Below are 25,781 nucleotides of genomic sequence, written 5' to 3'. Positions count from 1 at the left end.
AAACCCCCTAACGTGCTAACAACAACTGCAGTCGGTTACCCACGCTGTGGGCGCGATCGGCAAGTTCACCGATCCATTCAATAACCCGGTAGAGGAACATAACGTCCACCGGAGGTAAGTCTTTCTCAATGGCAAACAGAGACGCACGAATTTCGACTTCGAGTTTGTCTGATTTGCGCTCCAGCTCATCTAACTCTTCGGTCATGCGCTTGGCGATATCCACCTCGCGCCCCGCAAAGCCGCTTTCCAGCAACTCGTCCAGTTCGTTGATGGCACGCAGAGCCTGTGCAGAAGTGGCGACAGCGCTCTCCACAAAGGTGGCCATCAAGGATTGGAGAGGTGCGGGAATCTGCATCTTCCTGCCAACAGCCAGGCCAGCGATATCCTGGGCGGTGTTGGCCACTTCATCCTGGGCATGCAGCAATTCCAGCAAATCGGTTCTGGACACTGGCATAAACAGGCTGTCCGGCAGATGCAGGCGCAGGTCTCTCTTGATATCGTCAGCGCGGTTCTCCGAGGCGGAGATGCGCAGTTGGATCTGTTCCGCCTCTTTGAGGTCACCTTTAATCAGTGCTTCAAAGAAGGGGATCAGGTCAGCCGATGCCTCGTGGGCCGTAGCCATATGCTTCTCGATTGGCTTAATCGGAGAGCGGCCAAATAAGTTGGCAATATTCGACAGGGCCATGGTTAGCTCCATTGCTCAGAATGCGAAAACGGCGGCATGGTACCCCAATCGGGGCAACTTCGTAATAGTGCGTTAACAGCGCACTTTCATAGCTTGATGATAGGGCTACAATGCAACGTCGCCATATGAGAATAAAGGGGTTGCCAATGGCAGAGGACAGAGTTGCAGACCGACTACTGGAACTGCGCGGTTTATTGGAAGATTTGGTGGAGCAGGGCTTTGTCAGCCGAGAAGATGCCAACCGGATCATCGGCACTCCACGCACTGCTGAGCAGGCCCAGATGCACCCGCTTAGCTATATCGCCAGTTGTGATCTTGCCAATCAAAAGCAGCCCGGCAGGCTTCTGAATAGTGAAACCCTCAGTGCCTGGCTGGCGGATATTTCCTCTCACCCCTTGTATCATATTGATCCGCTGAAGATTAATGTGAGCGCTGTCACTGAGGTGATGAGCTTTCAGTTTGCCAAGCGTCACCAAATCCTTTGTGTCGAGGCGGGCGCTGAGGAGCTGTTGGTGGCAACTGCCCAGCCGTTTACCCATGGTTGGGAAGAGCAGCTGGAGCATACCAGTGGCCGCAGGGTGCGCCGTGTGGTGGCTGATCCGGCTGATATCAAGCGGCATTGTGTTGAGTTTTATTCGCTTTCCAACTCAATCTCCGGTGCCAGCGGCCTTCAGGGAACCTCAGTAGCCAATAATTTCGAGCAGCTACTGGAGCTGGGCGCTTTAAAGGACCCGGAAGCCAACGATCAGCACATCGTCAATATTGTCGATTGGCTTTTGCAGCACGCCTTTGACCAGCGCGCCAGTGATATCCATATTGAACCTCGCAGGGAGGTGGGGCGTATTCGCTTCCGCATTGATGGCGTGTTGCACCCGATCCACGAGCTACCTGACCAGGTGAATGCCGCGATTACCAGTCGCCTGAAAATTCTTGGCCGCATGAACGTGGCGGAGAAACGCAAACCCCAGGATGGACGTATCAAGACCAAAAGACCCGATGGTAGCGAGGTAGAGTTGCGCCTCTCCACGCTACCCACTGCTTTTGGCGAGAAGCTGGTTATGCGGATCTTCGACCCGGAGGTTCTCGCGCGATCTTATTCTGACCTGGGGTTAGGTGGTGACGACTTGGCTCGTTGGAAAGCGATGCTGTCACGGCCGAATGGTATTGTGTTGGTTACGGGCCCTACCGGTTCGGGTAAAACCACAACTTTGTATACTGGTCTTAAGCAGTTGGCCACCAGTGCAGTGAATGTTTCCACGATTGAAGATCCTATCGAAATGGTGGAAGAGAGCTTTAACCAAACCCAGGTTCATCACTCTATCGGCTTTGATTTTGCTGCAGGTATCAGAACCCTGATGCGCCAGGACCCCGATATCATCATGGTTGGTGAAATTCGTGACCTGGAAACCGCTCAGATGGCGGTTCAAGCGGCACTGACAGGCCACCTGGTTATCTCAACCCTGCATACCAATGACGCTCCAACAGCGGTTACCCGCTTATTGGATCTGGGCTTGCCGCATTATTTATTGAAGTCCACCATTCTCGGGGTGATGGCCCAGCGCTTGGTACGGACACTATGTCCCAGTTGCAAACAGGAGGACAAAATTGAAGAGGTCGATTGGCAGTCTCTGGTGAAACCCTGGAGAGCGCCGTTGCCGGACAAAGTCTACCGGCCGGGAGGTTGCCTGGAGTGTCGTAATACGGGTTATCGTGGGCGTCAGGGAATTTATGAAATCCTGCCATTTAGCGAATCGGTACAAGCTATTGTCACCTCCGATTGTGATCTACAGCAACTGCGGCGCCAGGCGATGCGCGAAGGTATGAATAGCCTGAGGCTTTCCGGCGCGAAAAAAGTAGCGGCGGGTTTGACCACTGTGGCAGAGGTATTGAGGGTCGCCCCACCGCCGGATATCGCTTTTTAGCTTGGGTGGCCTCTCTGAGATAACTGTTTGAAGATGTAGAGGCCAGTGAAGTGACGCGAGGGGCGGGCTTGCTCGGCCACTCATCATTATCCGATACCACCGCTAGCTATCGGAATGCCGATAGCTAGGCAGAATTGCCCGCTGATATTCGCACCAAGGATCGACCCTCATGTTTGACAACATTCAGTGCCCAAAACCCATCCGCGCTCAACTTCAGTCACTTTGGCATGACTGGTGTGAACTGGCGGAGGCCGCGCTTGTTGTTGAGGTGGAGAGCTTGCTGGCAGAGCCATTGCTTGCGCAAGGAGTGGCTCGGAGCTTAATTGGTTCAGAATTTTTTTATCAACAGTGCTGTCGCCGCCCAGAGCTTTTACGGGATTTGTTGCTTAAACAAGATCTTGGACTCTCCCTGCCGACCATAGAAAGTGATGAGGGGTTAGACCTTCAATTGCGCTTATTGCGCAACCGGGTAACGACTGAGGTCATATTTCGCGATTTTGCCGGACAGTGGGATATTCCCCAGGCATGTCTGCGCCTCAGTGAATTGGCAGAGCTATCCATTCGTACGGCGATGCAATGGCACCATGAGAAGTTAGTTGAACGCTATGGCGAGCCTCGTAGTAGAGCTGGCGATAGTCAGTCGATGGTGGTGTTGGGAATGGGCAAATTGGGAGCCCGGGAACTCAACCTCTCATCGGATATCGATTTGATTTTTGCCTACCCTGAGCCCGGTTATACCGATGGTGAAAAGAGCATAGAAAATCAGCAATTTTTCCAAAAACTTGGCCAGCGCTTGATTAAATCATTAGATGGAATCAATGCGGATGGTTTTGTCTTCCGTGTAGATATGCGTTTGCGCCCCTATGGTGACAGTGGCCCCTTGGTAAGCCATTTCGCCGCTCTGGAGGACTATTACCAGACTCAAGGGCGTGAGTGGGAGCGCTATGCCATGGTTAAAGCTCGCCCAGTTGCTGGCAGGGAGGAGTTTGCTGAAGAGTTGATGGAGCTATTGCGCCCATTTACTTATCGCCGCTATATCGATTTCAGTGCTATTGACGCTTTGCGCGAAATGAAAGCCCTGATACAGCGGCAGGTACGCGCTCGCGGTTTAACAGACAATATCAAACTTGGGCGGGGTGGCATTCGAGAGTTGGAATTTATTGCCCAGGTATTTCAGTTAATTCGCGGAGGGCGGGAGCCCGCGCTGCGCGAGCGCAGTTTGCTCAAATTACTACCCCTTTTGGAAAGTGATGGCCATGTTGAACCGGGTGTGGCCAGTGAATTGACCAGTTGTTATTTGCTGCTGCGGAGAGTTGAACACGCTCTTCAGGCATGCCGGGATCAACAAACACAGGCGCTCCCAGCGGAGAAGGAAGAAAGGGAAAAATTGGCATTTGCCCTGGGCCGTGACAACTGGGAGCAACTGGAGAGTGAGCTGGTCGCCGTTCGTTCCTTAGTTGAACGGGAGTTTGACACAGTGATCGCTCCACCGGAGGAAATGGCTGCCCCCAGTGTGGCTGAGGAGTGGCAGGGACTCTGGGCAAGTTGCGCCGATGAAACTGCTGATGAAGAGAATTTGCAGATTTTGGAGAGTGCAGGGTTTCTTCCGCCACCGCAGGCGCTCGAGCACTTAAAAGAGCTGTGCCAGTCAACAATGGTTGCAGCACTACCGGCTTCTTCCCGTGCGCGCCTGGACCAATTTATGCCTACCCTACTGGCCGCAGCGGGGTTACAGGCTGACAGCTCGTTAGTGCTAACCCGTGTTTTACCTCTAGTGCGATCAGTACTACGTCGCAGTGCCTATCTCGTCCTGATCAATGAAAATCCCCCCGTGCTCAACCAGCTGGTACGCCTCTGTAGCGCCAGTCCATGGATTGCTGAGCAACTTGCGCGCCATCCAATCCTGCTGGATGAGCTGCTGGATTCGCGCAGGTTATTGGCACCCTCTACGGCGGCAGATATTGCCAATGAGCTGCGTCTCGAATTGTTGCGGATTGATCCCGAAGATCTGGAATTGCAAATGGAGGCGCTGCGATATTTTAAACAGAGTCAAAGCCTGCGCATTGCGGCACAAGAAGTGAATGGTGCCCTGCCTTTGATGAAAGTCAGTGATTCCCTTACCTGGTTGGCTGAGACGATATTGCAGCAGTCATTGCAACTCGCCTGGGCACAGATGGTGGATAAATATGGTGTGCCTGCGGGGGCCTCGGCTGAGGACATGCACTTTGCCATTATCGCCTATGGAAAGCTGGGGGGATTGGAGCTTGGCCACGGTTCTGACTTGGATATTGTTTTTGTGCACGATGCGGATGCGATGCAGGTTACTGACGGTAAAACTAGTATTGATAACTTGAGCTTTTTTACTCGATTGGCACAGCGACTTATCCACATATTACAAACCCGTACATTGAGCGGGCCTCTTTATGAGGTAGATACAAGACTGCGCCCCTCGGGTAATTCAGGACTCTTGGTGACTTCAGTTGCTGCCTTTGAAAAATACCAGAGGGAGAGTGCCTGGACTTGGGAGCATCAGGCTCTGGTGAGAGCCCGATCTGTCGCCGGTAGTCTCCGCCTGAGTGAGTCGTTCCAACAGTTGCGTACGAAATTGCTTTGCCAGTCGCGAAAGAGCGATAAATTGCGTGATGAGGTGGTGGAAATGCGCAATAAAATGCGTGCGCACCTCGATAAGAGCAACGATAAAAAATTTGACCTAAAGCACGGTGAGGGCGGTATTGTCGATATTGAATTTATGGTTCAATATGCTGCTCTGGCCTGGGCAAAAACTTCGCCCTCGATCGTGCGGTATACCGATAATATCCGCATTCTCGAAAGTCTAATTGACGCGGGCCTGATGCCGGCCCAACAAGCCGGACATCTGATCGACGCCTACAAAGCCTACCGATCTGAAGGTCATCGCCTGGCACTACAACAACTGCCAGGGATTGTGAGCGATGACCAATTCACAGCGGAAAGAAAGACCGTTCAAACAAACTGGCAGCAATTACTCGGTTAATACCGGGTTTCCACCTGCTGCCCGATTAAACTGTTTTTCAGGATTTGTAGGAGTTACCCATGTCTTTTGCCGACCGCGACGGCGTTATCTGGTTTGATGGTGAATTGGTTCCCTGGCGCGATGCCCGGGTGCATGTCCTCACTCATACCCTGCACTATGGAATGGGGGTGTTTGAAGGCGTACGGGCTTATGAAACCGACACTGGTACCAGTATCTTTCGTTTGCAGGAGCACACCCGTCGGTTGTTTCGCTCCGCGAAAATAATGAATATCTCGATGCCCTATAGTGCCGATGAGTTGAATGAAGCTCAGCGACTTGTGGTGCGCGAAAATAACTTGCGGCAAGCTTACTTGAGACCAATGGTATTTTACGGGTCAGAGGGAATGGGATTGCGTGCAGAAAACCTGTCAACTCATGTGATTATTGCTTCCTGGGAGTGGCCCAGTTATATGAGCCCCGAGGCCCTGGAGCAGGGTATTAAGGTGAATACCTCCTCATATACCCGACATCATGTGAATATCAGCATGTGTAAGGCGAAGGCCAATGGTAACTATATAAACTCGATGCTGGCGCTACAGGAAGCTGTGCGCAATGGCTGCGAAGAGGCGTTGTTACTGGACCCCGAGGGTTATGTTGCTGAAGGTAGCGGAGAAAATGTCTTCATTGTTCGCGACGGGACGATATATACGCCAGAGCTGACGTCGTGCCTGGATGGAATTACCCGCGACACAGTTATTGAGCTGGCACGGGAGTGCGGCTATAGGGTGGTAGAGAAGCGTATTACCCGAGATGAAGTTTATATCGCTGACGAAGCATTTTTTACCGGTACGGCGGCAGAAGTATTGCCGATTAGTGAATTAGATGGGCGCTCCATCGGCAGCGGTCGCCGTGGCCCTATCACCGGGCGTTTGCAAAATCTTTATTTTGATGTGGTACATGGGCGGAGTGCCGCGCATCGGGGGTGGCTCAGTGATGTGGCGGGTCAGGCTGAAGTGAAAATGCGTATAGCATGAATCAAAATAAAAACCCGGCAGATGCCGGGTTTTTATTTTGAGTAAGGTTTACTTAATAAGAGCTGGTGGTGTCCGGGCGTCCCACGCAGTAATAATCAAAGCCTGCCTCGCGCATTTCCTCTGGCTCGTACTGGTTGCGTCCGTCAAACACAACCGGCGCACTGAGAATGGCGCTAACTTCATCAATATCCAGAGATTTGAACTGTTGCCATTCGGTCGCGACAATCAGGGCATCGGCACCTTGTAAGGCCTCTGTTTTGGAGTCGCATAGAGTCAGGTCTTCGCGATCGCCAAAAATTCGCTGGCACTCCTCCATAGCCTCTGGATCAAATGCCCGTACCTTCGCACCCTGCTCCCATAGTCGAGCTAACAGTACGCGGCTGGGGGCTTCGCGCATATCATCTGTATTGGGTTTAAATGACAGTCCCCAGAGCGCGAAAGTTTTGCCCTGAATATCTCCCTTGAAGTGGCGCAGGATTTTTTCGGCGAGATAGTGTTTTTGACGCTCGTTGCGAGATTCCACGGCAGCGAGAATATCTGCGGCAATGCCCAGTTGTTGGGCTGAGGAAATCAGGGCTTTCACATCTTTCGGGAAGCAGGAGCCACCGTAGCCGATACCGGCGTAGATAAACTGGTAACCAACTCGCGGATCTGAACCTATGCCTGCCCGAACTGCCTCAATATCAGCGCCCACTTTATCGGCAATATTTGCCATTTCATTCATAAAGCTGATCTTGGTTGCCAGCATACAGTTGGCGGCATACTTGGTCAGTTCCGCACTTTTAACGTCCATCACCAGGATCTTTTCGTGATTGCGGTTGAATGGCGCATAGAGGTGGCGAAGCTTCTGTTCTGATTCTGCTTCGGAGGTGCCGATAATAATTCGGTCTGGCCGCATACAGTCATTCAGTGCCGAACCTTCCTTGAGGAATTCAGGGTTGGAAATAACATCGAATGGCATATCGGACTTATCCCGCTCGGCCAATTCTTCCTCAACAGCAGCTCGTACTTTGTCGGCCGTACCCACAGGTACTGTGGATTTGTTGATGATGTATTTCTTGCACTCCATGTGCTTGGCAATGGTTCTTGCAACAGTCAACACATGTCGAAGGTCTGCTGAGCCGTCCTCATCTGGAGGAGTGCCCACGGCTATAAAAATCAGCTCACCGTGTTCTACACCGAAGGCCGCATCAGTTGAAAAAGATAGATTGCCAGTGGTGATACTGTTCTTCACCATAGGCTCCAGGCCTGGCTCATAAATAGGGATAATACCCTGCTTGAGGCGGTTGATCTTGTCCGCGTCTATATCGATACAAACTACTTTATTGCCAGCTTCAGCTAAGACTGCTGCTTGCACCAGGCCCACATAGCCGGTGCCAAATACGGTTACATTCATCAGTGTGACTCTATCTCTCAGCGGTTACTGTTTTTGAGGGTTACTTTCCTGGATAGTTTTATATTGACTCAAACCCCGATCTTCAATGCTGCTTCGTGCCAGCAGGATAGCTAGGGGAATCCAGTAAAAGAACCAAATATAATTGGGCTTTGCCAAAGGTTGCTGGGCGTATGTCAGCATTGCTAGTACGCCGAATAGGAACCAGGTGAAATACAAGCCTGGAATCCAGCTCAAAAGTCTCTCCCTGGATCTCACTGTCCACAGGGTTGTAAGCCCCTGCCAGGCACAGGCTGCCAGCCCCAGTAGTCCGCTAAAACGCGCGATATCCAGAAGGAAGTTGTGAGGATGGGGTACCATCCTGTTTAGCTCAATAAATTTCTTGTGCACTAACCCCTGGCCAAGTAGCGGGGCTTGCAGGAACTCCTCAAAGGCTTTTTGCCAGAGTGTCAGGCGAACAGAGTAGGCACTACCCCGATGTAAAAGGGGCAAGTCACCGTACAAGGCAAAATAGGCCAATGGCAGTACACAGACGATAGCCACAACAACTAATATTTTCAGCAGGCGCGAAAGATTGCCGAATACAACCAAGAAGATTGAGAAGCCCGCCATAACAATCGGGACCTTGGTCTGTGACAAAACTATATAGATGCAGGACGTAAGTAAGCCTGCTCCTGATAACCAGCGCCAAATGCGGGGTTTTTGGTAGAGACCGTAGCAGCAAAAAAGAGCGTGGAAGCCAAACAGCATTCCTGTTTTATCAATATTACCCTCGAGAGATATACCGCCAATCCGGCGCAGATCCTGTAATCCGCCGTCAAGGGAGTAATAAATTAATGAGGCAACACCGGATAGCAATCCAATCACAATAAGTGAGAGCAATAGCTTATGGAGGATGTTGTCACCGTACTGCTCTAACAGGAAGAAAACAGCGCAGTAGAATAGAGCTAGGTATAACACCAATTTCCAGTAGTAATCAGGCTGTCTATAAACATCTGCGGTATCCGGTGAGGCCCACAGCGTTGATAGAGCTAGAATGATTGGCAGGCTACAAAAGGTTAGGAATTGCCAGGAAATTAAGAAACGATAGCTCTTTCTCCATGCCAGCAGTAGAAAGGCTGTGGGTAGTAAAGTTAGATAGAAGCTGGTTTGTACCCCTGATACCTTAGGGGAAACATAGTAGCCACATACCAGCAGAAATAACCCGAGAAAGGCCCATTTGAGGAGACCTGAAATCCACAGTGAGCTTTGCTGGCGATAAACGGGCTGGGAAAGCTTGTTTAGAGTACTTCCAAGTTCAGGCATAGGTGCAACTGTCGGCCATTCAGAAAATATTGTAATGATGTGCGCGGAAATAGGCTGTATGGGTGGGTACTATATAAAAGTCTGTTGTCCATGAGCGCTCAAATTTTGCTTTTTGGTGATAATTGTGGGGCTTTACACAAAGTAATAGCGGATATCTATTTGGCTGAGCGCTTTAACGGGGCCTCCTTAGGTATAGATTCACTAGGGGCACCCTTTGGAGCTCCCTGGAAGGGTATGGTAGGCAGTATACTGGATGTTTTGGGGCTCCCATAGCCTTGTTACAGTAGCTCCACTGGCATGCGCTATGTACACTGCGCTATCTCCTCGATGTTTTAGTAGTTTAGGGTTCAATATTGCAACTTACTGTTTGGCGTTTTCTGGATGGCAACCGGGCTCATGAAAAGCAGAGTGCTGCTCTCATAGAAGGGTTGCGCAGGAGCTTTGCCGGGAAGTTACAGGCCTTCGACATACCGCCTGAGTACAGTGCCAATCGTATTGTTTTTAAACCAGGAAAGTGGCTGGAAAGCCTTCCAACCCCTGATTTTCTGATTGGTACTGGCCGACGCAGTCGTCTTCCCATGTTGTCCGCGCGTTACAGGTTTGGTGGTCGCGCAGTAGCAATTAACCGTCCGTTGTGGCCTTATCGCTGGTTTGATTTTGCCATCGTTCCAGAACACGACCGTCCCCCGCCGCTACCCAATGTCATTGTGAGTCAGGGCGCCCTGACCGAACCTTTACAGGAAGGTGCACTGCAAGCTGGCAAAGGGCTTATTTTATTGGGTGGGCCCAGTAAGCATTACAGCTGGAATTCAGACTCAATCCGGGAGCAGGTTGATAAGTTATTGGCTCAACCCTTGGACTGGTGTATTTCTGACAGTAGGAGAACTCCGGAAGGCACAATGGTGGAGCTGGGGAGGGGGCGCGCGAAGTTGGTTGATTGGCTTTCGTGTCCGGCGGGTTGGCTTCAGGAGCAATTGTCTCAAGCAGAGAGAATCTGGGTTACTGAGGACAGTATCTCCATGCTATTCGAGTCGCTGCAAAGTCGAGCCCAGATAGGTGTGATTCGGGTTCCGAGCCGCAGTCAATCAAATAAAGTACGATCAGCGGTTTTAAGGCTTTTGGACCAAGGATTGGTCAGCGAACGGTTTGAAGTGAAAGAAGGGGCTGGGCGGGATCCCCTTAACCAATATCTGCTTTGTGCCCAAGCATTGCTACGCCGATCAGGATTGCCAAGTCGCTAGCGTTTGAGCCCCTCGGCTTCAAATTTTCGCCAAGGGGTTTCCTTATTGGATATTTCCCACTCGACTCTCAGCCACATACGCGCGATACGACGGTGGATATAGCGTTTTGCGAAGTAGCTGGAAACTTTTGGTAAGGGTAGGAAAGAGGCGCAGCCCAATCCATCAATCAGGTAGGTCTGCAGTTCTCCATTTTCCTTTCGTAGGACCAGATTGTGGGCAATTAGGTTTTTGGTGAGTACTTCATATTCAAGTAGCCACTCGGAAAAGCGCTGTAAAGAGGCACGTACTTCAGTATCAAGGCCATATTCATTCAGGTATTGGCGCAGAGTGGATGCTGGACTGCCATCGCGATCGAGAATCATGTCGGTAACTGCTGCGGGCCCCAAGTTAGTCTCTTGTATCCCATACCACCTTGGCAAATGCTGCCAAAGTCCATCTCGATTACTGGCAAGAGCTCGTTGGCTATAGCCCTCCAGCTCACGAAGATTGTCATCAAAATAAGACTCCCCACGCCAAGTTTTGTACCAGGGCGCCCGTCCCAGTAGCTCAGAGGTTCGCCCTGGTCGCATCACTTTGACGCAGATTTCTGGTCTTTGCGGATGTCGGTAGCAAAAGCGATTGCCTCCACTGGCAAACGGCTCGCTCTGGCTCAAATCAATCACTCGGGCTGGCTCCGGTACGCTCTGTGAGTAGGCTCTTGTAGATTTCAATGGTGTGTTCGGCCTGTCTACCCAAAGTGAATTCGGTAGAAAGGTGAGGCTTCTGTTCAGGGCTGCCGAGCAGCTCTTGAGTACGCGTGAGTAAAGCTTTTGAATCATTGATATCAACTAACCCTTGAGGGAAACAGGCATTCAGCGACTCTGCCGGGCCCCCAATGTTATAACCGATAATAGGAGTGCCAATCGCGGCGGATTCTATAACGGTTCTGCCAAATGGCTCGGGTCGACGTGATAGGTTATACACCAAACTGGACGCACTATACCAGTGACGTATATCACTACGATGACCAACCAAAGTGAGGTGATCCTCAAGCTTCAATGAGCGAATTTTCTGCTCTAATTCATCGGCGTAATGCTGTTTATTCTTTTCTGCTCCACCAAGAATAACACCGTGTATATCTGTTCGGCTTTTGATCAGCTGATGGATGAGGTCGATAAAGTCTTCCTGCCCTTTCCAGCGGGTCAGTCGGCCTGGCAAGAGAAGCCAGCATTTGCCCGCAAGCTCAGGGAATTCCTGGTGTATTTGTTGGTACCAGGTCTCAGGTGGGTAAGTATTGGGTTTGAATTCATCTGTATCTACCCCCCGGTAGACAATCTGCGGAGGGCGTTGCAAGTATTCCGCGTAATTTTCCAGTAAGTAGTTGTTCACACACTCAGAAATGGCAATGACCTGCTCTGTCTGCGCCATGATGGCACTGTAGCGGTTAATTGAGTAGAGGCCGTGAGCCGTGCTGACAAGGCGGGGGCGTTCAACCGGGTCAAGTTTTCTCCAGGCCAAGTAAGTTAGCCATGCTGGAACTCGGGAGCGTACGTGAAGGATATCGGGCTTTTCGCGGGAGATGATTTCCCGGAGTGGCCTGACTTGAAGGAGGCTGAAAAGGGACTTTTTGTGAATTGGTAGCGCAATATGGCTTGAGCCTTCAGCTTTGAGCTGCTCGACCATTGCCCCCCCGCTGGAGATAACGACTGACTGATGCCCTTCTGCTACCAGGAAACGGGCAAGATCAACAGTTCCCCTTTCAACCCCCCCGGAGTTCAGGGCGGGCAAAAGCTGCATAATTTTCATGGGGAGATATACCGGCAGTTAAGGAGGTTGTTTATTAAACTAATTTGACTAGTGAGTTTTGTTTTAGTGGGGAAGGTCGGGCGCAAGCGTATAATGTGGAGCATAGATGCCCTGATAAAGCATTTGGCAAAAGTGGTATTATAGACAGGTCATTGTTAAGGGTATAGGCTGATTCTTTTTTAACCCAATTCAGATGCCTATAACCGACCTGTATTTGGCCGTAATCTGGAGTTTACATTGCACCCCTTGTTAGTGATCTGTATTTGCACCTATCAGCGACCAGAGCGGCTTCGCAACTCCTTGCAAAGCTTGGCCAAACTCCAGCTGCCTTCAGATTTAAATGTGGCTGCACTGATTGTCGATAATGATTCGGATGCTCAGGCGGGTAGGAAAGTTGTAGACGAACTGTCGGAGAGCTTCCCCTTTCCCCTCAATTGTGCCGTGGAAGAGCAGCGAGGTATTCCCTGTGCCCGCAATCGTTGTATCGACGAGCTCAATAATATGGGGGCTGACTACTTGGTTTTCATCGATGATGATGAATGGGTAGAGGCCGATTGGTTAATCCAGCTTTATGATTATTCGCAGAAGCTGGGGGGCAATAGTGTAGTTTGTGGTAGCGTTATTCGACGTTGGCCCGATTCTGTTCCTGCATACTATTCCCATATTTTTTATCGGCAAAAGCGGAAAACTGGTGAAGAGCTCAATTACTGCGCGACCAGTAATGTGCTAATACCGATGAGCAGTATTCGCTCATTAAGTTTGAGATTTAATGAACAAGACCCTCTCGGTGCTGGTACAGATGTGATTTTTTTCACAGAGTACAAAGCAAAGGGGGGAGAGATTCTCTACTGTCTGGAGGCTAAAGTATACGAAGCTGTACCAGAGAGTCGGGCCAATATGCGCTGGTTATCGCGTAGGAAATTCTCAGCTGGTATTACTCTGGCGAAGCATAAACTTGCCAAAGGTCGCAGCCATCCCAGTATCTTTGTATCTGCATTGGGACAGTTATTGATCTCCAGTTTAGGCTGTATTTTAGGAATGGTTATTGGTGGCAAGCGTTTGGGGTCTGGGCCCTGGCTTCGCGCTTGCCGCTCTGCGGGTATGGCCTGTGGTGTTTTTGGAGTGCGTTCAGAGTTTTACCGGGTGGTAGATCACTAATTAGTTTTGGGGCGTCTCTAAGAGGGTGTTTTCCACAGAAGAGATAACCGTCATCATAGCGCCTCCTTTGGTGGCAATATTGATCTTTTGGTGACGCCCGCTCCATGCAAACACTTTATTCCTGGCTCTTCCGTCTGTTTTTACCTGTTGTCCTGCTGCGCCTCTGGTGGAGAGGGCGCAGCCAGCCTGCTTACCGGCAGCGTTTGAGAGAACGATTGGGTCAGGTGCCCAAAAGGCATAGCAGGGCACCGTTGATTTGGGTTCACTCTGTTTCTGTAGGTGAGACCCTGGCCGCTGTACCAGTGATTTCTAAGCTGGCTGCTCGGCACACAGATTGGCAATGGCTGGTAACGACCACAACCCCCACCGGATCTGAGCGCGTTCATGAAGCCCTGAAGCCAATTCTTGGCGGCCGCCTGCTTCACTACTACCTGCCTTACGACCTGCCCGAGTGCCTGGTGCCATTTCTCAATGCGCTAAATCCTAGTGTTCTAGTGATTATAGAAACTGAGCTTTGGCCTAACTTACTCAAGCTCTGCTCAAGTAGGAAGATCCCCACTTTACTGGCTAACGCGCGACTTAGTGAAAAATCTGCGCGGGGCTACGGCCGCTTTCCCTCTTTAACTTGCAGGATGTTGGGTTATCTTGATCGTGTTGTGGCTCAGTATCCTGCCGATATGCAGAGGTTTATCGATCTGGGGTTGCCAAGCGAGCGGGCAGTGGCCAATGGCAATATTAAGTTTGACCTCAGTATTGACTTGGGGTTGGCAAGTGAAGCCCAGGCATTGGCGCACCAGTGGCGGGGGAAGTCAGGCAGGCCTATATGGTTGGCTGCGAGCACTCATGTGGGAGAGGATGAGGTTGTTTTGGAGGCTTTCTCCATCCTAAAGAAAAAATTTAGTGATTTGCTGCTGGTTCTGGTTCCTCGGCACCCTCAGCGATTTGACGGTGTTGCTCGCCTGTGCAAAGAGCGAGGGTTTAGACTCACTCGCAGGAGTGAAGGCACGGCCGTAGAAGCTTCTGATGAGGTTCTCCTGGGAGATACCATGGGGGAATTACTGCGCTTTTATGGAGCCTGTGACATTGCCTTTGTGGGGGGCAGCCTAGTTTCTGTTGGTGGCCATAATATGATTGAACCTGCTGCCTGGGGTGTGCCGGTTATTTCTGGCCCGCATCTGCACAATTTCTCCACCGTATCCAGCTTACTGCAGGAGGCCGGGGCCATGGCTGTAGTTGAGGATGGTGAGTCGATGGCATTACAGGTTCAGGTCTGGCTGGAAGATGTAGGACAGAGAATGGCTGTCGGGCAGAGAGCGAAGGCGGTGGCTTTAGAAAATAGTGGCGCTTTGCAGCGTTTACTGGAGGAAGTGGAGAGCTTAGCAATTCGAGATGGGGGCCAGAGAGAGGATAAAAACCCTGCTCTCTGGTAGTCGCAATTGGGCAGTTACTTCGAGGGAGCTGGAAGGCTAGTGCCGCCAGTTTCCTCGACGCGGGAGACAACGTTTGCGGGATTCAACATCATATCCAGATCTTGAAGATCTTTGGGTGATAGGAGCCCCGCAGCTTGTTTCAAGCTCAATGAGTTCAAGATGTAATCGTACAGTGAGTTGGCGTAATCGGTTTGTGATTCGAATAGGGTCCGCTGTGCCAGAAGCACATCTACAATATTTCGGGTGCCCACTTCATACCCCGCCTGAGTGGCATCCAGGGCACTCTTAGCAGAAACAACAGCCTGCTCTCTGGCTGCGACCCGGGAGACATCAGTGACAACTGCGCGGTGAAGGGTGCGGGTGGTTTGTATAGTATCTCTCTCTGTCAGGATACTCAGGTCTTGGGCCTCGAAGGCTTGGTTTCGAGCTTGCCGACGATTCGCACTGAGGAGACCGCCGGTGAAAAGCGGCATAGTTACGGTAACTGCTGCTGATGATTCCCAAGATTTTGTATCTTGCGGAAATCTATCGAACTGAGTCCCAGATACATCAGTGGTACGGGCCTTTTGTTCTCCAGTAGCGGTGAAATTTGAGTAAGCAAGTGTCCCTGTAACTGTGGGAAGGTGCTCACTGGCTACTGCTCGGGCATTATATCGGGCTGCGTCAGCTCCCAGGCGTGCAGCTTTCAAAACAAAATTATTTGCTAAGGCAAATTCAACCCAGTCGGCGCGATCCGATGGAGTAGGGGGGGTTACCTTAAAGTCGGCAATTAGAGGTGCCACTTCGTCATGATAGCCACCAGTCAAAACAGATAAGGCGTCAAAATTGCTGAGTAAGTCATCCTGAGCGGTGAGGCGGCGGGCGACAGAGCTGTCATAAGCCGCTTGGGAGTCGTAAACGTCAGTAATTGCAGTGAGTCCCACTTCAAAGCGTTGCTGAGTCTGTTCCAGCTGTTTGGCTAGAGCCTGCTCTTCAGCAATCGCAGCTTCTAGAACATCGTAAGCGCGTAACACGTCAAAATACGCAGTGGCAACACGAATCATCATTCCTTGCTGGTTGGCGCTAAATTCTGCCGTTGCCTGTTCCGTAAGTCTCTTGCCCCGCTGGAAATCGAACCAGGCTGGAGCATCAAAAATAGCTTGATTCAGGGTGGCAGCGTAGGTTCTTTCTTGTACGGACTCAGTGACTCTGGGTCTGAAGTTAATCAGTTGAATATCTTCGTCTTCACCCTCTCCACTGACATCCACGAGCTGGAAGTTATTTGCGGCGCTATAGGTATGGCTTCTTTCGGCTATATAGTTGGCTTCCACTTGAGGAAGCAAGAGTGCGCGAAACTGGTACTTAGCCTCGATACCTGCATGGTAAGCAGCGCGATCTGCGGCCAGCTCGGGATCATTCTCCAGGGCCTGTGTATAGATATCCCACAGGGTGTCGGCTTGTGCCTGCATAGCGCCCAGGCCCAGCAGCGTAGCGGCGATTAGTTTTTTCAGCGGACGCAACTTGCGGCCTTGCGGCTCTGTGCGGTTACTTCTTTTCATCTGTTTCGACTTCCTGTGGAGGGTACGGTCTTCAAGCTTTTGCAAGTTATTTGGAGCTGGTGTCATGTAGTGGGGATATAGAGGGCTCCAGCTTGCGGTTATTACTAATATTGCCAGTCTCCCCAATAGCAGTCGCGAGAGTTTACCCGGGGTCAAACCGACCGTCGAGACGGCTTTCGGCTTTTTGCTATATCTTCGTTAAACCGACACCTATGTGCGTTTATCGGTAATTTCTTGGCAATAATACGGGCCCATTGAATAATGGTTGAGGGCCTATATTTCAATAGACGCGCCTCATAAGCATTTGGATGCGGCAAAAATTGTGCAGAATAAGGCAAGGACTGACTGTCCATGAATGAGGAGCACAACGCGGTGCTGACCGATTGGCAGAGAGTCTGTCACGAATGCGATCTACTTTTAACCGGCAGCTTGGCGCCCCCGGGGCAAAAGCTGGTTTGTCCCCGATGTCGCTGTACTTTGCATCGCAATGGCAATCACAGTATTTACTACACCCTGGCTCTCAGCCTCACCGGCCTCTTATTATTTATTCCCTCTGTCAGCTTGCCGCTGCTCGACTTTTCCCTGTTCTCATTTGGTGCAGAAAGCACTTTGCTTAATGGCGTTTACTCTCTTTTCAAGGCGGGATTTATTTGGCTCTCGGTGCTAGTGCTTTTCTGTAGCGTTATAGCTCCGGTAGGTAAATTTGCCCTGTTGTTATTTATTTGTTGGGGCAGCGCATGGGCCTGGCTTGACCGGCCGGTATCTAATGCTATTCGCTTTTACCAGCACATAAAAGAGTGGGGCATGCTCGATGTCTATATGCTCGGAATTTTGGTGGCGCTGATTAAATTACGGGATTTGGGCAAGATGGAGGTAGAACCGGGGCTGTACTGTTTTGGTGCCATGATGCTACTGGCAAATCTCTCTTCCCTGAGTTTTGACCAAACAGCAATTTGGCACCGCTTGGCACAACGTCGTGCGCTTAAAGGACAAGCTTGTGAATAGCGTACCAATTAAAGGTTTAAAGAAAGGCTTAACCAGCTGCCTATGCTGTCATCAATTAATTATTCTTCCCCAAATTGGTCGTTGTCGATGTCCGCGCTGTGGAGCGAGAGTGCATAGCAGAATTGAGGGAAGCTTGATGTTGACCTGGGCTCTGACGATTACTGGCACTTTATTGCTTTTACCTGCCAATGTGTTGCCGATAATGACCGTAGTTTATTTAGGTGCCGGTGATCCCAGCACCATCATTAGCGGGGTTATGCAACTCTATAACTCGGGAATGTGGGGAATAGCTTTAGTTGTCTTTGTTGCCAGTATTGCAGTGCCTGTGATGAAGCTGCTGGGACTGGGGCTGCTCCTGATTCAAATCCAGTTGCGTATGTCCTTCGATCCAATTCAGTCCATGAAAATATTCCGGGTGGTTTCCGGCATTGGCCGTTGGTCACTTTTAGACTTATTTATGATTTCAATTTTGGTATCACTAGTGGATATGGGATTTATTTCCCAGGTAACTGCTGGAGCTGGTGCTACGGCTTTTGCCTCTGTGGTAGTGGTGACCATGTTGGCGGCACGAACCTTCGATCCCCGACTAATTTGGGATGCCTACGATGGAGATCTGTATCAGTCTGCTGTAGAGCCGGAGACGGCCCATAGGAGTGCTGCAGAGAATGGCTGAGGAACTGCCCCCGCAGGACATAAGTGAAGAACCTCGCCTGGATGGTGGTGCCCAGCGGGGAGTGGTGCGTACAAGTAAGGGATTGCCTTTGGTGTGGATTTTGCCCTTGATTGCAGGGCTAATTGCACTTTGGTTACTTTATCAGGATTTTTCTGAGGGGGATGTTAAGGCCACTATTCTATTTCACTCCGGTGATGGCCTAGTAAAGGGCAAAACAGTAGTTAAGTATTCTGGAGTCGATATTGGGGTGGTTCAGGATGTTCGTTTGGTACCTAATGCGAAGGAGTTGAATGGTGCTGATGGAGTTTTAGCTGAGGTTAGTTTAAATCGCAGTGCAGAATATTTACTGGTGGAGGGAACTGAGTTTTGGGTAGTAAAACCAGAGCTTTCCATTACAGGGATTAGTGGTTTAGAAACATTGCTATCAGGGAATTATATTGCGGTTGAATCAGGCAGTGGAAATCGCAAGCGCAATTTTGTCGCCCTGGACCAGCCCCCCGCGTTTATTCGTGGGGATGGTTTACGTGTCGTTTTACAGTCCCGTCGCTTGGGCTCTTTAAGTCGCGGGTCGCCGGTATATTATCGTCAATTGCGAGTCGGGCAGGTAGCGGATTACCGTTTGGATCGAAATGGAAGCGAAGTCAGTATCGAATTATTTATTCGCCGCGAATATGCTTATCTGGTCCACCGGGGTAGTCGCTTTTGGAATAGTTCTGGAATTTCTATTGAAGGTGGCATCAGTGGAATCAGCGTCAACTTGGAATCTCTCGCAGCACTTTTTGCTGGCGGGGTCAGTTTTTACACCCCGGAAAATCAACGCCAATCTCCACTTGCTGTAAATGGTAGTGAATTTAAGTTATACAAAAATTTTTCTGCAGCGGATGCGGGAATTCCAGTGACATTGAATTTTGATCAGGGGGTCAATGTCACTCCTGAAACTACAAAAGTTTATTATCAAGGTATCCAGGTCGGGGAAGTCAGCGCTGCCAAAGCGAATAACCGTTTAAATGGTATGGAAGTAAAAGTCCTTATGGATCCGACTACCGATGAATTACTCACCGAAAATACTCGCTTCTGGTTAGCTCCTCCTACCCTGGATTTTACCGGCGGGCTTAATGATCTAATCCAGGGAAATCGTATAGAAGTGGATCTGCGTAAAGGGCAGCGCTCACAGCGGAATTTTACTGCTCGGACATCTGCACCACCGATGGATCCTCGTGTGCCAGGGCTACACTTACGCTTGACTTCGCGTAACCCAGGATCATTGCAGCGCGGTGCTCCAGTTTATTTTCGCCGTATAGAAGTGGGAAAAGTTCAGGGAATGGAGCTACGAAGGGATGGCGAAGGCGTAGAAGTTTATGTCGTGATAGAGCCCCGCTATGCCCACTTTGTGCAGGAAGGCGTTCGGTTCTGGAATGTGAGCGGATTGCGGGCTACAGCAAGCTTGACCGAGGGGGTGGAAGTGGAGGCAGATTCGCTGATGTCACTTCTGCGTGGCGGTATCGCCTTTGGCATACGCCGGGAAGACCTTGGAAAAGGCGGGCAGGCAAAAAATGGAGACCAGTTCCCTCTTTTCAGCAGTCGGGAAGCGGCTATGGAGGGGGGAATACAAATTCAAGTCAGCCTTGTCAGTGCCGAGGGGCTGAGAGTTGGAGCACCGTTGCGCTACCGCGGGGTACAAGTTGGAGAGATTACTCGCCTGAGACTCGATCGCTCTTTGGGCGAGGTGTGGGCCAGGGCCAAGCTTTATCATCGCGGAGAGCAGTTTGCTCGGGAGGGCACACGTATATGGGTGGTTTCCCCGCAAATTAGTATCGATAAGATTGCCCATCTGGATACCCTGATTACAGGGCGCTACCTGGCGCTTGAGCCTGGCTTAGGAGATCCACAGACAAAGTTTTACGCTTTGGAACAGGCACCGGAAGAGGATCTTGCAGAAACTTTTACTCGCCCTGGACTGGGAATTATCCTGGATGCTGCGAGGCGAGGATCTCTGGTAGCAGGGAGTCCGGTTTATTATCGCCAGGTAAAAGTGGGAGAGGTTACAGGTTTTTCCTTGGGGGAGTATGCTGATCGAGTGTATATCTATGTTCATATCGAACCCCAATACCAGCCCCTGGTGCGAGAGCACACGGTGTTTTGGAATGCCAGTGGCGTCGATGTGAATTTCGGTCTGAAAAGTGGGCTTAATATCAACACAGAATCGGCTCAGGCCCTGTTGCAGGGGGGGATCGCATTTGCCACGCCAGAAGCCCCTTTTATGGGATTTGAAGTGGAGTCGGGCAGCCATTTCCCTCTCTACCCGAAAGCTGAACCCAAGTGGTATACCTGGAGTCCTAAGATAGAACTTTACGGCACGGTCGAACCAGTAAAATAAGTACGGGAATGTAGGAGTTTTTATGCGCTATTTATTAACAGGCTTGCTGAGTATCTTGGTATTGGCGGGTTGCCAGGAGATACAGGTTGAAAAAGCCGCTACCGGGGAGCCACCGGTTGCCTTTGCCACGTATAAATGGGGGGTAGCGCCGTTGAGTGGCTCAGAAGATGCCTCTGCCCAGCTGGTGGAGTTGGATGAAGAAATGCGGGATACCGTTGCCGCAGAGTTACAGCAACGAGGATATCGCCAAGTCTCCCAGGACCAGGATGCGGATATGGTGGTGGATTACCAGGTTGCGGTAGTCGATGAGTTTTTCTCCGGTGATACCCGAGATCCCAGCTGGGACAAACAGTTTGATAGCAATGCGCCACAGGATGTGGTGGAACTACCGCCCCTGACAGATGCCCCCTTGGTGATTATGAGTGTGGGTATTGGGCGCCCGGGCGGGGCTGTGATTTGGGGGGGGAGAGCCAGCGAATTGTTAACACGCCCCGATAGTATTGAGCAGCGTCAACGACTGATCGCCAATGGGGTTAGCGCTCTTTTGCGGGATTTGCCCCCGGCCTATCAATAAGTACGATTTGGCACGAAACGAAAAACAAGATTTAGCAGCCGCCGGGTTAAAGGTGGCTGCTATTCACCGCTAGCGCCCTTTCTTCATCAGGTTTTCGTATAGATCGATATAGGAGTCGACGATAACCTGTTTCGCATAAGTCGTTGCGTACTCCTCGGCCGCATTTTCGATCAGGCTTTGGCGCAATTCCGGCGACTCGATAACGGACTTCATGGCTTTGGCCAGTTCATCGGCATTATCGATAGGGGTAATCAGACCGGTTTTGCCATTGGTAATCACTTCTCCAGGGCCCTGAGAGTCTGTCGCTACTATAGGGCAGCGATGGGCCCAGGACTCCATCACAATAGAGCCCAGGCCCTCATGTCGAGAAGGGCACACGAACATATCCGCAGTGCGCATCAGGGTGGTGACATCATTGCGCCAACCGAGGAAGCGAACCCGCTCTTCCAGGCCGAGTTGATGGCACAGGGATTTCAACTTGCTCTCCTCAGGGCCACTACCTGCAAGCCACAGAGTGGCGTTGGGTACCTGGGTGAGTGAATGCAGGAGGGTGTCGAACCCTTTATTGATATGTAGGCGGCCTGCAGCCAGGATCAGGGGCCGGTCTTCCGGAGTATTGAAGCTATTTCTAGGCAGCGGATTAACAGGTGTCTCATCGGCAAAATTGGGGATATGGAAAATCTTATCCTTGGGGATGCCTCCGTCCCTTAAATGCTGGCAGATACCTTTGCTGATGCCGATCCAATAATCTGCGTGACGGTAATACTTCAGGTTGTAATAGTGCCCTAGGCGGCTTACCAATCGGTATTTTTCAGAGTTGGGGGTGATTGAAGTGGCACGTCCCATCCAAGTCATCACGATATCCGGTTGCCATTGGTTCAGGGCATCCCGATATTTTTTTCGGCCGAGAAAATCCAGCTTGCCACCAAATTTAAAACCTTCGGTTTCAACACTGTTGCTACGCAGTGCCTGTACCCGGTGATCGTGGTTGCGAATAAACGCTTTTTCTGTAATTTCGCTGCGGGGATTTAATCCACTGACGAGACGCACAAAGAAATTCTCAGCACCACCGTGCTCAGCACCGGCGAGTATTTGTGCGACTCGAATTGGGTTATTACTCATAATCTATTGCATCTGATCGAATAGAGTGGGTGCAACACTACCTGAGTGTGCCATCCAGATTGATATCTTGAGCCCAAGCATAGTCGTGGCTAAAAGGCTGTAAGCTTGTGGCTTCGACAATGTACTGAGCGTAGAGCTTCGAGTTCATTTCATTGTGGAAAAACTCCCTGGCCCGTGCGGCCCAGGCGCGTCGCTTGGCATCGTCACCGTTAAATTCGCGGATTTTTTCTAATAGGTCCTGCTCATCGGAGAAATAAACGACGCTCTCAGCAGGCAACAAGTCGTCAAAATGTAATTTATCACTGGTGAACTGCAAAATACCGTTGCCCGCCAACTGCGCCATGCGTGCTGAGGAATACCAGTAATGGGTATCTTGGCGATTGAAATTCAGTCCCATTTTGGTTTGAGATAGAGCGTGGTCGTAGTCGCGGCCCCAAACGGGAGCCTCGCCGAAGCTGCCATAGGTTTTAAAGTTCAGCGAATCCCCCAAGGCATCTTTCAGGTTTTTAACCATTTGCAGACGCTTGGTGAAATTATTGCTGTTACTGCAGAAAAGCAGGTCGATGGCTAAATCTGTGCGTTCAGCGTTATTGAGGTTTTCAATCGAGGGTTCAACTGGGTTCGGCATGTGATAAACACGAGCACCAAAGCCCTCAAATATTTTCAGTTCTCTTCGCCCGGTGGATACAAAAACTGCATCGGCGACTTCCGCGCGGTATTTGATTCGTTCGACATTGCTGGGAACAAAGAGGGGATCATTATTGCAGTGAGCGATAAAGCAATTGGGCAGGCGTTGCTTAATGGCCTTCAAAGTGTCGTTAGTGATCATATCGCAGTGGCCTGCAATGATGAGGTCTGGCTCAAAGGCCTCGACAGTTTCCATCAAGCGTCGGTTCGCCTTTTTTACACCCAGGTCGCGAATACCAAAGGGTGCCTCAAATGCGGCGATATCGCGGTCGCTGAACACTTGGGTGTAGTGGTCATTTTTAATCAGGCCGAAGGTGAGCTTTTGTGCCCAGCTAACCCTTGTCTTGCCATAGCGCCGTAGCTGCTGATAGGCGATATTCAGCACTCTCATGTTGTGTACTCTCGAAATTCAACACGGAAACCCGGATAGCCTCTGCAGTCAGCGGCTGGTACGGTGGGCGCAGAGTATAACAGCTGGTACCCCGGTCTTGTCGCGGAAGCAGCGCGGCAAAACCGAAACCTAGGGAAAGACGAACCATGCCACAAGATAACAGTCGAACTGATTTAAACCCGGAGTTCACCGCTGATTCGGTAGACATAATTTCCAGGGAAACCGTGTTTAAGGGATTTTTCACTATGGTGCGCCTGCGATTGCGCCACCGCTTGTTTCGCGGGGGTTGGAGCAATGAAATAGAGCGGGAACTGTTTCAGCGCGGAGAGGCCGTTGGAGTCTTACTTTACGATCCTGTCAGGGACCTGTTGGCACTTACCGAGCAATTCCGCACTGGTGCCCTGGGGCGCCCAGCAGGGCCTTGGTGTCTTGAAGTGGTAGCCGGTATGGTGGAGAAAGGGGAGAGTCTGGAGGATGTAGCGCGCAGAGAGGTGTTGGAAGAATCTGGATGTACTGTGGACGCCCTGCATTTTATCCACAGTTATATCCCCAGCCCAGGGGCAGCTCGGAGCGGATACATCTGTATTGTGCCCTGGTAGATTTGGAGCAGGCCGAGGGCGTATTCGGCTTGGCTGAGGAAAATGAGGATATCCGTTTGCGGGTATTCCCGAGGCAGAACGTCGTAGATGCGATGCGGGGGAATTACGGCCCGGGAGAAAACCCGATAGACAATGCCACCACACTGATTTCGGTGCAGTGGCTAGAGTTAAATCGGAAGCAGTTTACTCATATGACGCCACCCTCCTGAGCGGTCACAGCTCTTTGCGCTACTTTACCCGCACAAAAGGTAAACTGAGATGTAAGTCACGGCGGCAAATGAATTGGAGTGTTGATAATGGCTCTAGTACGTGAGGTAGGTGCGCGCCAGCGCAGGCAGATGAAAATGTCGCCAAATGGCAACGGTAAAGCAGTATATCGCGTCGATTTACCGTCTTATCATGCCGACTGCGACGCTAACTACCTACGTCTACTGAGGCTGCTACCTGAGCTTTCAGAGAGAGAGCAATGGTGCTATCAAATCCCTGGTGGCAGCTTAAAGCTGAGAGTGGTAGCGAGATCCAGGTACACCACAGAAGTGTCACTGGACGCAGAGGTAAATCTCAGTGAAAGCCACTGGCTGGCATCTCCCAACCTGACCGCTCGTCTCTATCACGATGCGCGGATGGCAGAGGTGATAGCAGTTAATGGCTGTGGACCGGTAGGTGGTAAAGGAGTGGATATCGCTTACCCAAATTCCCGTATGCAGCGCGCAGATGAGAGGCCTCAGGCCAACCGTTTTCTCGGTGAGTGGCTTGAGTACTGTCTTGCAAATGGTCGCGCAGAATTTCAATTAGTGCTGGATGGCCGAAAAATTTAATTCTGCGGTAGAACACATGGATGTGATTACAAGGTGAGCAAGTGATTCGCGAGCACAATGAGCCTAGCAGGTCCGATAAGACCAATTCATATCGTCTGATCCAAATAACAGACCCACACATTGGCAGCCGGCCGGATTATCAATTACTGGGTTTGGATACCGGTCATACTTTGGATGAGGTACTGTCCGCAATCGTTTCCAGACAGCAGGCAGCGCAACTGCTGGTGGCGACAGGAGATATTAGCGCGAATGGGGCCGAGGCCTCTTACCGCCGGTTTCTTCAGAAAATGCGCAGGGTGCAGAAACCTTGGTACTGGCTACCGGGGAATCACGACTTAAGCTCTCGTATGAAACAGCTAGCCCCACAACGCTGTACAGAAGTGGTTGCCCTAGGAAATTGGCGCCTCTTGCTTCTCGATACCAGTGTTGAAAACCAGATATGTGGCGGTCTCAGCGAAGCTCAGCTTGAGCGTTTGCAGCTGCTGCTTTGGGAAACCCGGGAACACCCGGTAATGATCATGATGCACCACCAACCGGTACAGGTGGGTAGTAAGTGGATTGATGGCCATATGTTGCGCGATGGACGTGAGCAACTCTTGCAAATGGTATCCAAAGCGCCCCAAGTCAAAGCGCTCGTGTGGGGCCATGTACATCAGCAGTTTGATAATCATGAGGGTCGGGTCGGCTTACATGCGACACCTTCCACGTCTGTACAATTTACTCCGGGTAGTGGGCCTTTTGCTGTAGACGACGAGATGCCGGGATATCGTTGGTTCGATTTATATGATGACGGTAGCTATAAAACCGGGGTCGAACGGGTTGAGGTTTCAAAATACTCTGTCGATTTTGCGTCTTCCGGCTACTGAGTCACTTCTCCTTGAAATGTGCCTACTTTTTTGAAGTCCCACTTTGTGGGATTTCTATCGTTTTATTTGAGAGTTTCTAGCTCGCCTTTATTTGTAAAGCCTCCCTTTGCGAACTTACCATTATCTTTTTTGTCTTCTGACCGTACAATGAAATTTCCCCAGACTTATGATCATTGATGATATTTG

Annotated in this window: 22 protein-coding genes; 14 read left to right on the top strand and 8 right to left on the bottom strand. The window is 50.8% G+C overall.

Features of this window, described 5'->3' with window-relative positions:
* Positions 1-7: 7 nt before the first annotated feature.
* Complete coding sequence (locus ACJJIE_RS14865; protein WP_282930994.1) at positions 8-685, bottom strand: TIGR00153 family protein; 678 nt, start codon at positions 683-685, stop codon at positions 8-10.
* Positions 686-831: 146 nt separating this feature from the next.
* On the opposite strand from ACJJIE_RS14865, the gene tfpB reads away from it, so the two are divergent.
* The 3 genes from tfpB to ACJJIE_RS14850 all read left to right on the top strand — a co-directional run bounded on the left by tfpB (position 832) and on the right by ACJJIE_RS14850 (position 6,633).
* A complete protein-coding gene (gene tfpB / locus ACJJIE_RS14860) occupies positions 832-2,607 on the top strand; it encodes a type IV pilus assembly ATPase TfpB (protein WP_444892200.1) in 1,776 nt (591 codons plus the stop codon).
* A 169-nt stretch (positions 2,608-2,776) separates the two neighbouring features.
* Positions 2,777-5,620: a bifunctional [glutamate--ammonia ligase]-adenylyl-L-tyrosine phosphorylase/[glutamate--ammonia-ligase] adenylyltransferase gene (gene glnE, locus ACJJIE_RS14855; protein ID WP_444892199.1), complete on the top strand. Its 2,844-nt coding sequence runs from the start codon at positions 2,777-2,779 to the stop codon at positions 5,618-5,620.
* A gap of 59 nt (positions 5,621-5,679) precedes the next feature.
* The gene (locus ACJJIE_RS14850; protein WP_282930997.1) at positions 5,680-6,633 is read left to right on the top strand and encodes a branched-chain amino acid transaminase; all 954 of its coding nucleotides are present in this window, start codon (positions 5,680-5,682) and stop codon (positions 6,631-6,633) included.
* A 52-nt stretch (positions 6,634-6,685) separates the two neighbouring features.
* On the opposite strand, the gene ACJJIE_RS14845 is transcribed toward ACJJIE_RS14850, so the two are convergent.
* On the bottom strand, positions 6,686-8,029 hold the full coding sequence (locus ACJJIE_RS14845) for a UDP-glucose dehydrogenase family protein (RefSeq protein ID WP_282930998.1): 1,344 nt from the start codon (positions 8,027-8,029) through the stop codon (positions 6,686-6,688).
* Positions 8,030-8,053: 24 nt separating this feature from the next.
* Complete coding sequence (locus tag ACJJIE_RS14840) at positions 8,054-9,331, bottom strand: O-antigen ligase family protein (protein WP_444892198.1); 1,278 nt, start codon at positions 9,329-9,331, stop codon at positions 8,054-8,056.
* Positions 9,332-9,684: 353 nt separating this feature from the next.
* Between ACJJIE_RS14840 and ACJJIE_RS14835 the strand changes: the two genes are divergently transcribed.
* The gene (locus tag ACJJIE_RS14835) at positions 9,685-10,572 is read left to right on the top strand and encodes an ELM1/GtrOC1 family putative glycosyltransferase (protein ID WP_444892197.1); all 888 of its coding nucleotides are present in this window, start codon (positions 9,685-9,687) and stop codon (positions 10,570-10,572) included.
* On the opposite strand, the gene ACJJIE_RS14830 is transcribed toward ACJJIE_RS14835, so the two are convergent.
* Positions 10,569-11,234 carry a YrbL family protein gene (locus ACJJIE_RS14830; RefSeq protein WP_282931001.1) on the bottom strand — a complete coding sequence of 222 codons (666 nt, stop codon included), beginning with the start codon at positions 11,232-11,234 and terminating at the stop codon, positions 10,569-10,571. The two genes, ACJJIE_RS14835 and ACJJIE_RS14830, sit on opposite strands and share 4 nt — an antisense overlap.
* Positions 11,227-12,357, bottom strand: coding sequence for a glycosyltransferase family 4 protein (locus tag ACJJIE_RS14825; protein WP_444892196.1), 1,131 nt, complete (start codon positions 12,355-12,357; stop codon positions 11,227-11,229). The genes ACJJIE_RS14830 and ACJJIE_RS14825 overlap by 8 nt, the downstream gene beginning before the upstream one ends.
* A gap of 237 nt (positions 12,358-12,594) precedes the next feature.
* Between ACJJIE_RS14825 and ACJJIE_RS14820 the strand changes: the two genes are divergently transcribed.
* On the top strand, positions 12,595-13,515 hold the full coding sequence (locus ACJJIE_RS14820; RefSeq protein ID WP_444892195.1) for a glycosyltransferase: 921 nt from the start codon (positions 12,595-12,597) through the stop codon (positions 13,513-13,515).
* Positions 13,516-13,619: 104 nt separating this feature from the next.
* Positions 13,620-14,945 (top strand): lipid IV(A) 3-deoxy-D-manno-octulosonic acid transferase, encoded by a 1,326-nt coding sequence (waaA, locus tag ACJJIE_RS14815; RefSeq protein ID WP_282931004.1) that lies wholly within the window; start codon positions 13,620-13,622, stop codon positions 14,943-14,945.
* A 14-nt stretch (positions 14,946-14,959) separates the two neighbouring features.
* On the opposite strand, the gene ACJJIE_RS14810 is transcribed toward waaA, so the two are convergent.
* Complete coding sequence (locus tag ACJJIE_RS14810; protein ID WP_444892194.1) at positions 14,960-16,483, bottom strand: TolC family outer membrane protein; 1,524 nt, start codon at positions 16,481-16,483, stop codon at positions 14,960-14,962.
* A gap of 351 nt (positions 16,484-16,834) precedes the next feature.
* On the opposite strand from ACJJIE_RS14810, the gene ACJJIE_RS14805 reads away from it, so the two are divergent.
* The 4 genes from ACJJIE_RS14805 (at position 16,835) to ACJJIE_RS14790 (ending at position 21,112) form a co-directional block, all read left to right on the top strand.
* Positions 16,835-17,488 carry a paraquat-inducible protein A gene (locus tag ACJJIE_RS14805; protein WP_282931007.1) on the top strand — a complete coding sequence of 218 codons (654 nt, stop codon included), beginning with the start codon at positions 16,835-16,837 and terminating at the stop codon, positions 17,486-17,488.
* Positions 17,489-17,597: 109 nt separating this feature from the next.
* Positions 17,598-18,161 (top strand): paraquat-inducible protein A, encoded by a 564-nt coding sequence (locus ACJJIE_RS14800; protein WP_444892193.1) that lies wholly within the window; start codon positions 17,598-17,600, stop codon positions 18,159-18,161.
* The gene (locus ACJJIE_RS14795; protein ID WP_444892192.1) at positions 18,154-20,538 is read left to right on the top strand and encodes a PqiB family protein; all 2,385 of its coding nucleotides are present in this window, start codon (positions 18,154-18,156) and stop codon (positions 20,536-20,538) included. The genes ACJJIE_RS14800 and ACJJIE_RS14795 overlap by 8 nt, the downstream gene beginning before the upstream one ends.
* Before the next feature lie 22 nt (positions 20,539-20,560).
* Positions 20,561-21,112 carry a DUF4136 domain-containing protein gene (locus ACJJIE_RS14790; protein WP_413663548.1) on the top strand — a complete coding sequence of 184 codons (552 nt, stop codon included), beginning with the start codon at positions 20,561-20,563 and terminating at the stop codon, positions 21,110-21,112.
* A 69-nt stretch (positions 21,113-21,181) separates the two neighbouring features.
* Here ACJJIE_RS14790 and ACJJIE_RS14785 read toward each other — a convergent pair whose 3' ends face one another.
* Both ACJJIE_RS14785 and ACJJIE_RS14780 read right to left on the bottom strand, forming a co-directional pair.
* Positions 21,182-22,234, bottom strand: coding sequence for a glycosyltransferase (locus tag ACJJIE_RS14785; RefSeq protein ID WP_444892191.1), 1,053 nt, complete (start codon positions 22,232-22,234; stop codon positions 21,182-21,184).
* Between the two features lie 37 nt (positions 22,235-22,271).
* The gene (locus ACJJIE_RS14780) at positions 22,272-23,312 is read right to left on the bottom strand and encodes a glycosyltransferase family protein (protein ID WP_444892190.1); all 1,041 of its coding nucleotides are present in this window, start codon (positions 23,310-23,312) and stop codon (positions 22,272-22,274) included.
* Positions 23,313-23,458: 146 nt separating this feature from the next.
* On the opposite strand from ACJJIE_RS14780, the gene ACJJIE_RS14775 reads away from it, so the two are divergent.
* From ACJJIE_RS14775 to cpdA, 4 genes are all read left to right on the top strand, one after another.
* The gene (locus tag ACJJIE_RS14775; RefSeq protein ID WP_444892189.1) at positions 23,459-23,911 is read left to right on the top strand and encodes an NUDIX domain-containing protein; all 453 of its coding nucleotides are present in this window, start codon (positions 23,459-23,461) and stop codon (positions 23,909-23,911) included.
* 29 nt (positions 23,912-23,940) lie between these two features.
* On the top strand, positions 23,941-24,120 hold the full coding sequence (locus ACJJIE_RS14770; RefSeq protein WP_444892188.1) for an NUDIX hydrolase: 180 nt from the start codon (positions 23,941-23,943) through the stop codon (positions 24,118-24,120).
* Positions 24,121-24,207: 87 nt separating this feature from the next.
* Positions 24,208-24,729, top strand: coding sequence for a DUF1249 domain-containing protein (locus ACJJIE_RS14765; protein WP_413663544.1), 522 nt, complete (start codon positions 24,208-24,210; stop codon positions 24,727-24,729).
* 41 nt (positions 24,730-24,770) lie between these two features.
* Positions 24,771-25,595: a 3',5'-cyclic-AMP phosphodiesterase gene (gene cpdA / locus ACJJIE_RS14760; RefSeq protein ID WP_444892187.1), complete on the top strand. Its 825-nt coding sequence runs from the start codon at positions 24,771-24,773 to the stop codon at positions 25,593-25,595.
* Positions 25,596-25,781 lie beyond the last annotated feature (186 nt).

The organism is Microbulbifer maximicatervae (SeqCode) (assembly GCF_052467325.1).
Note: the sequence above shows the minus strand (reverse complement) of the source record. Positions and strands in the feature narration are given on the sequence as shown.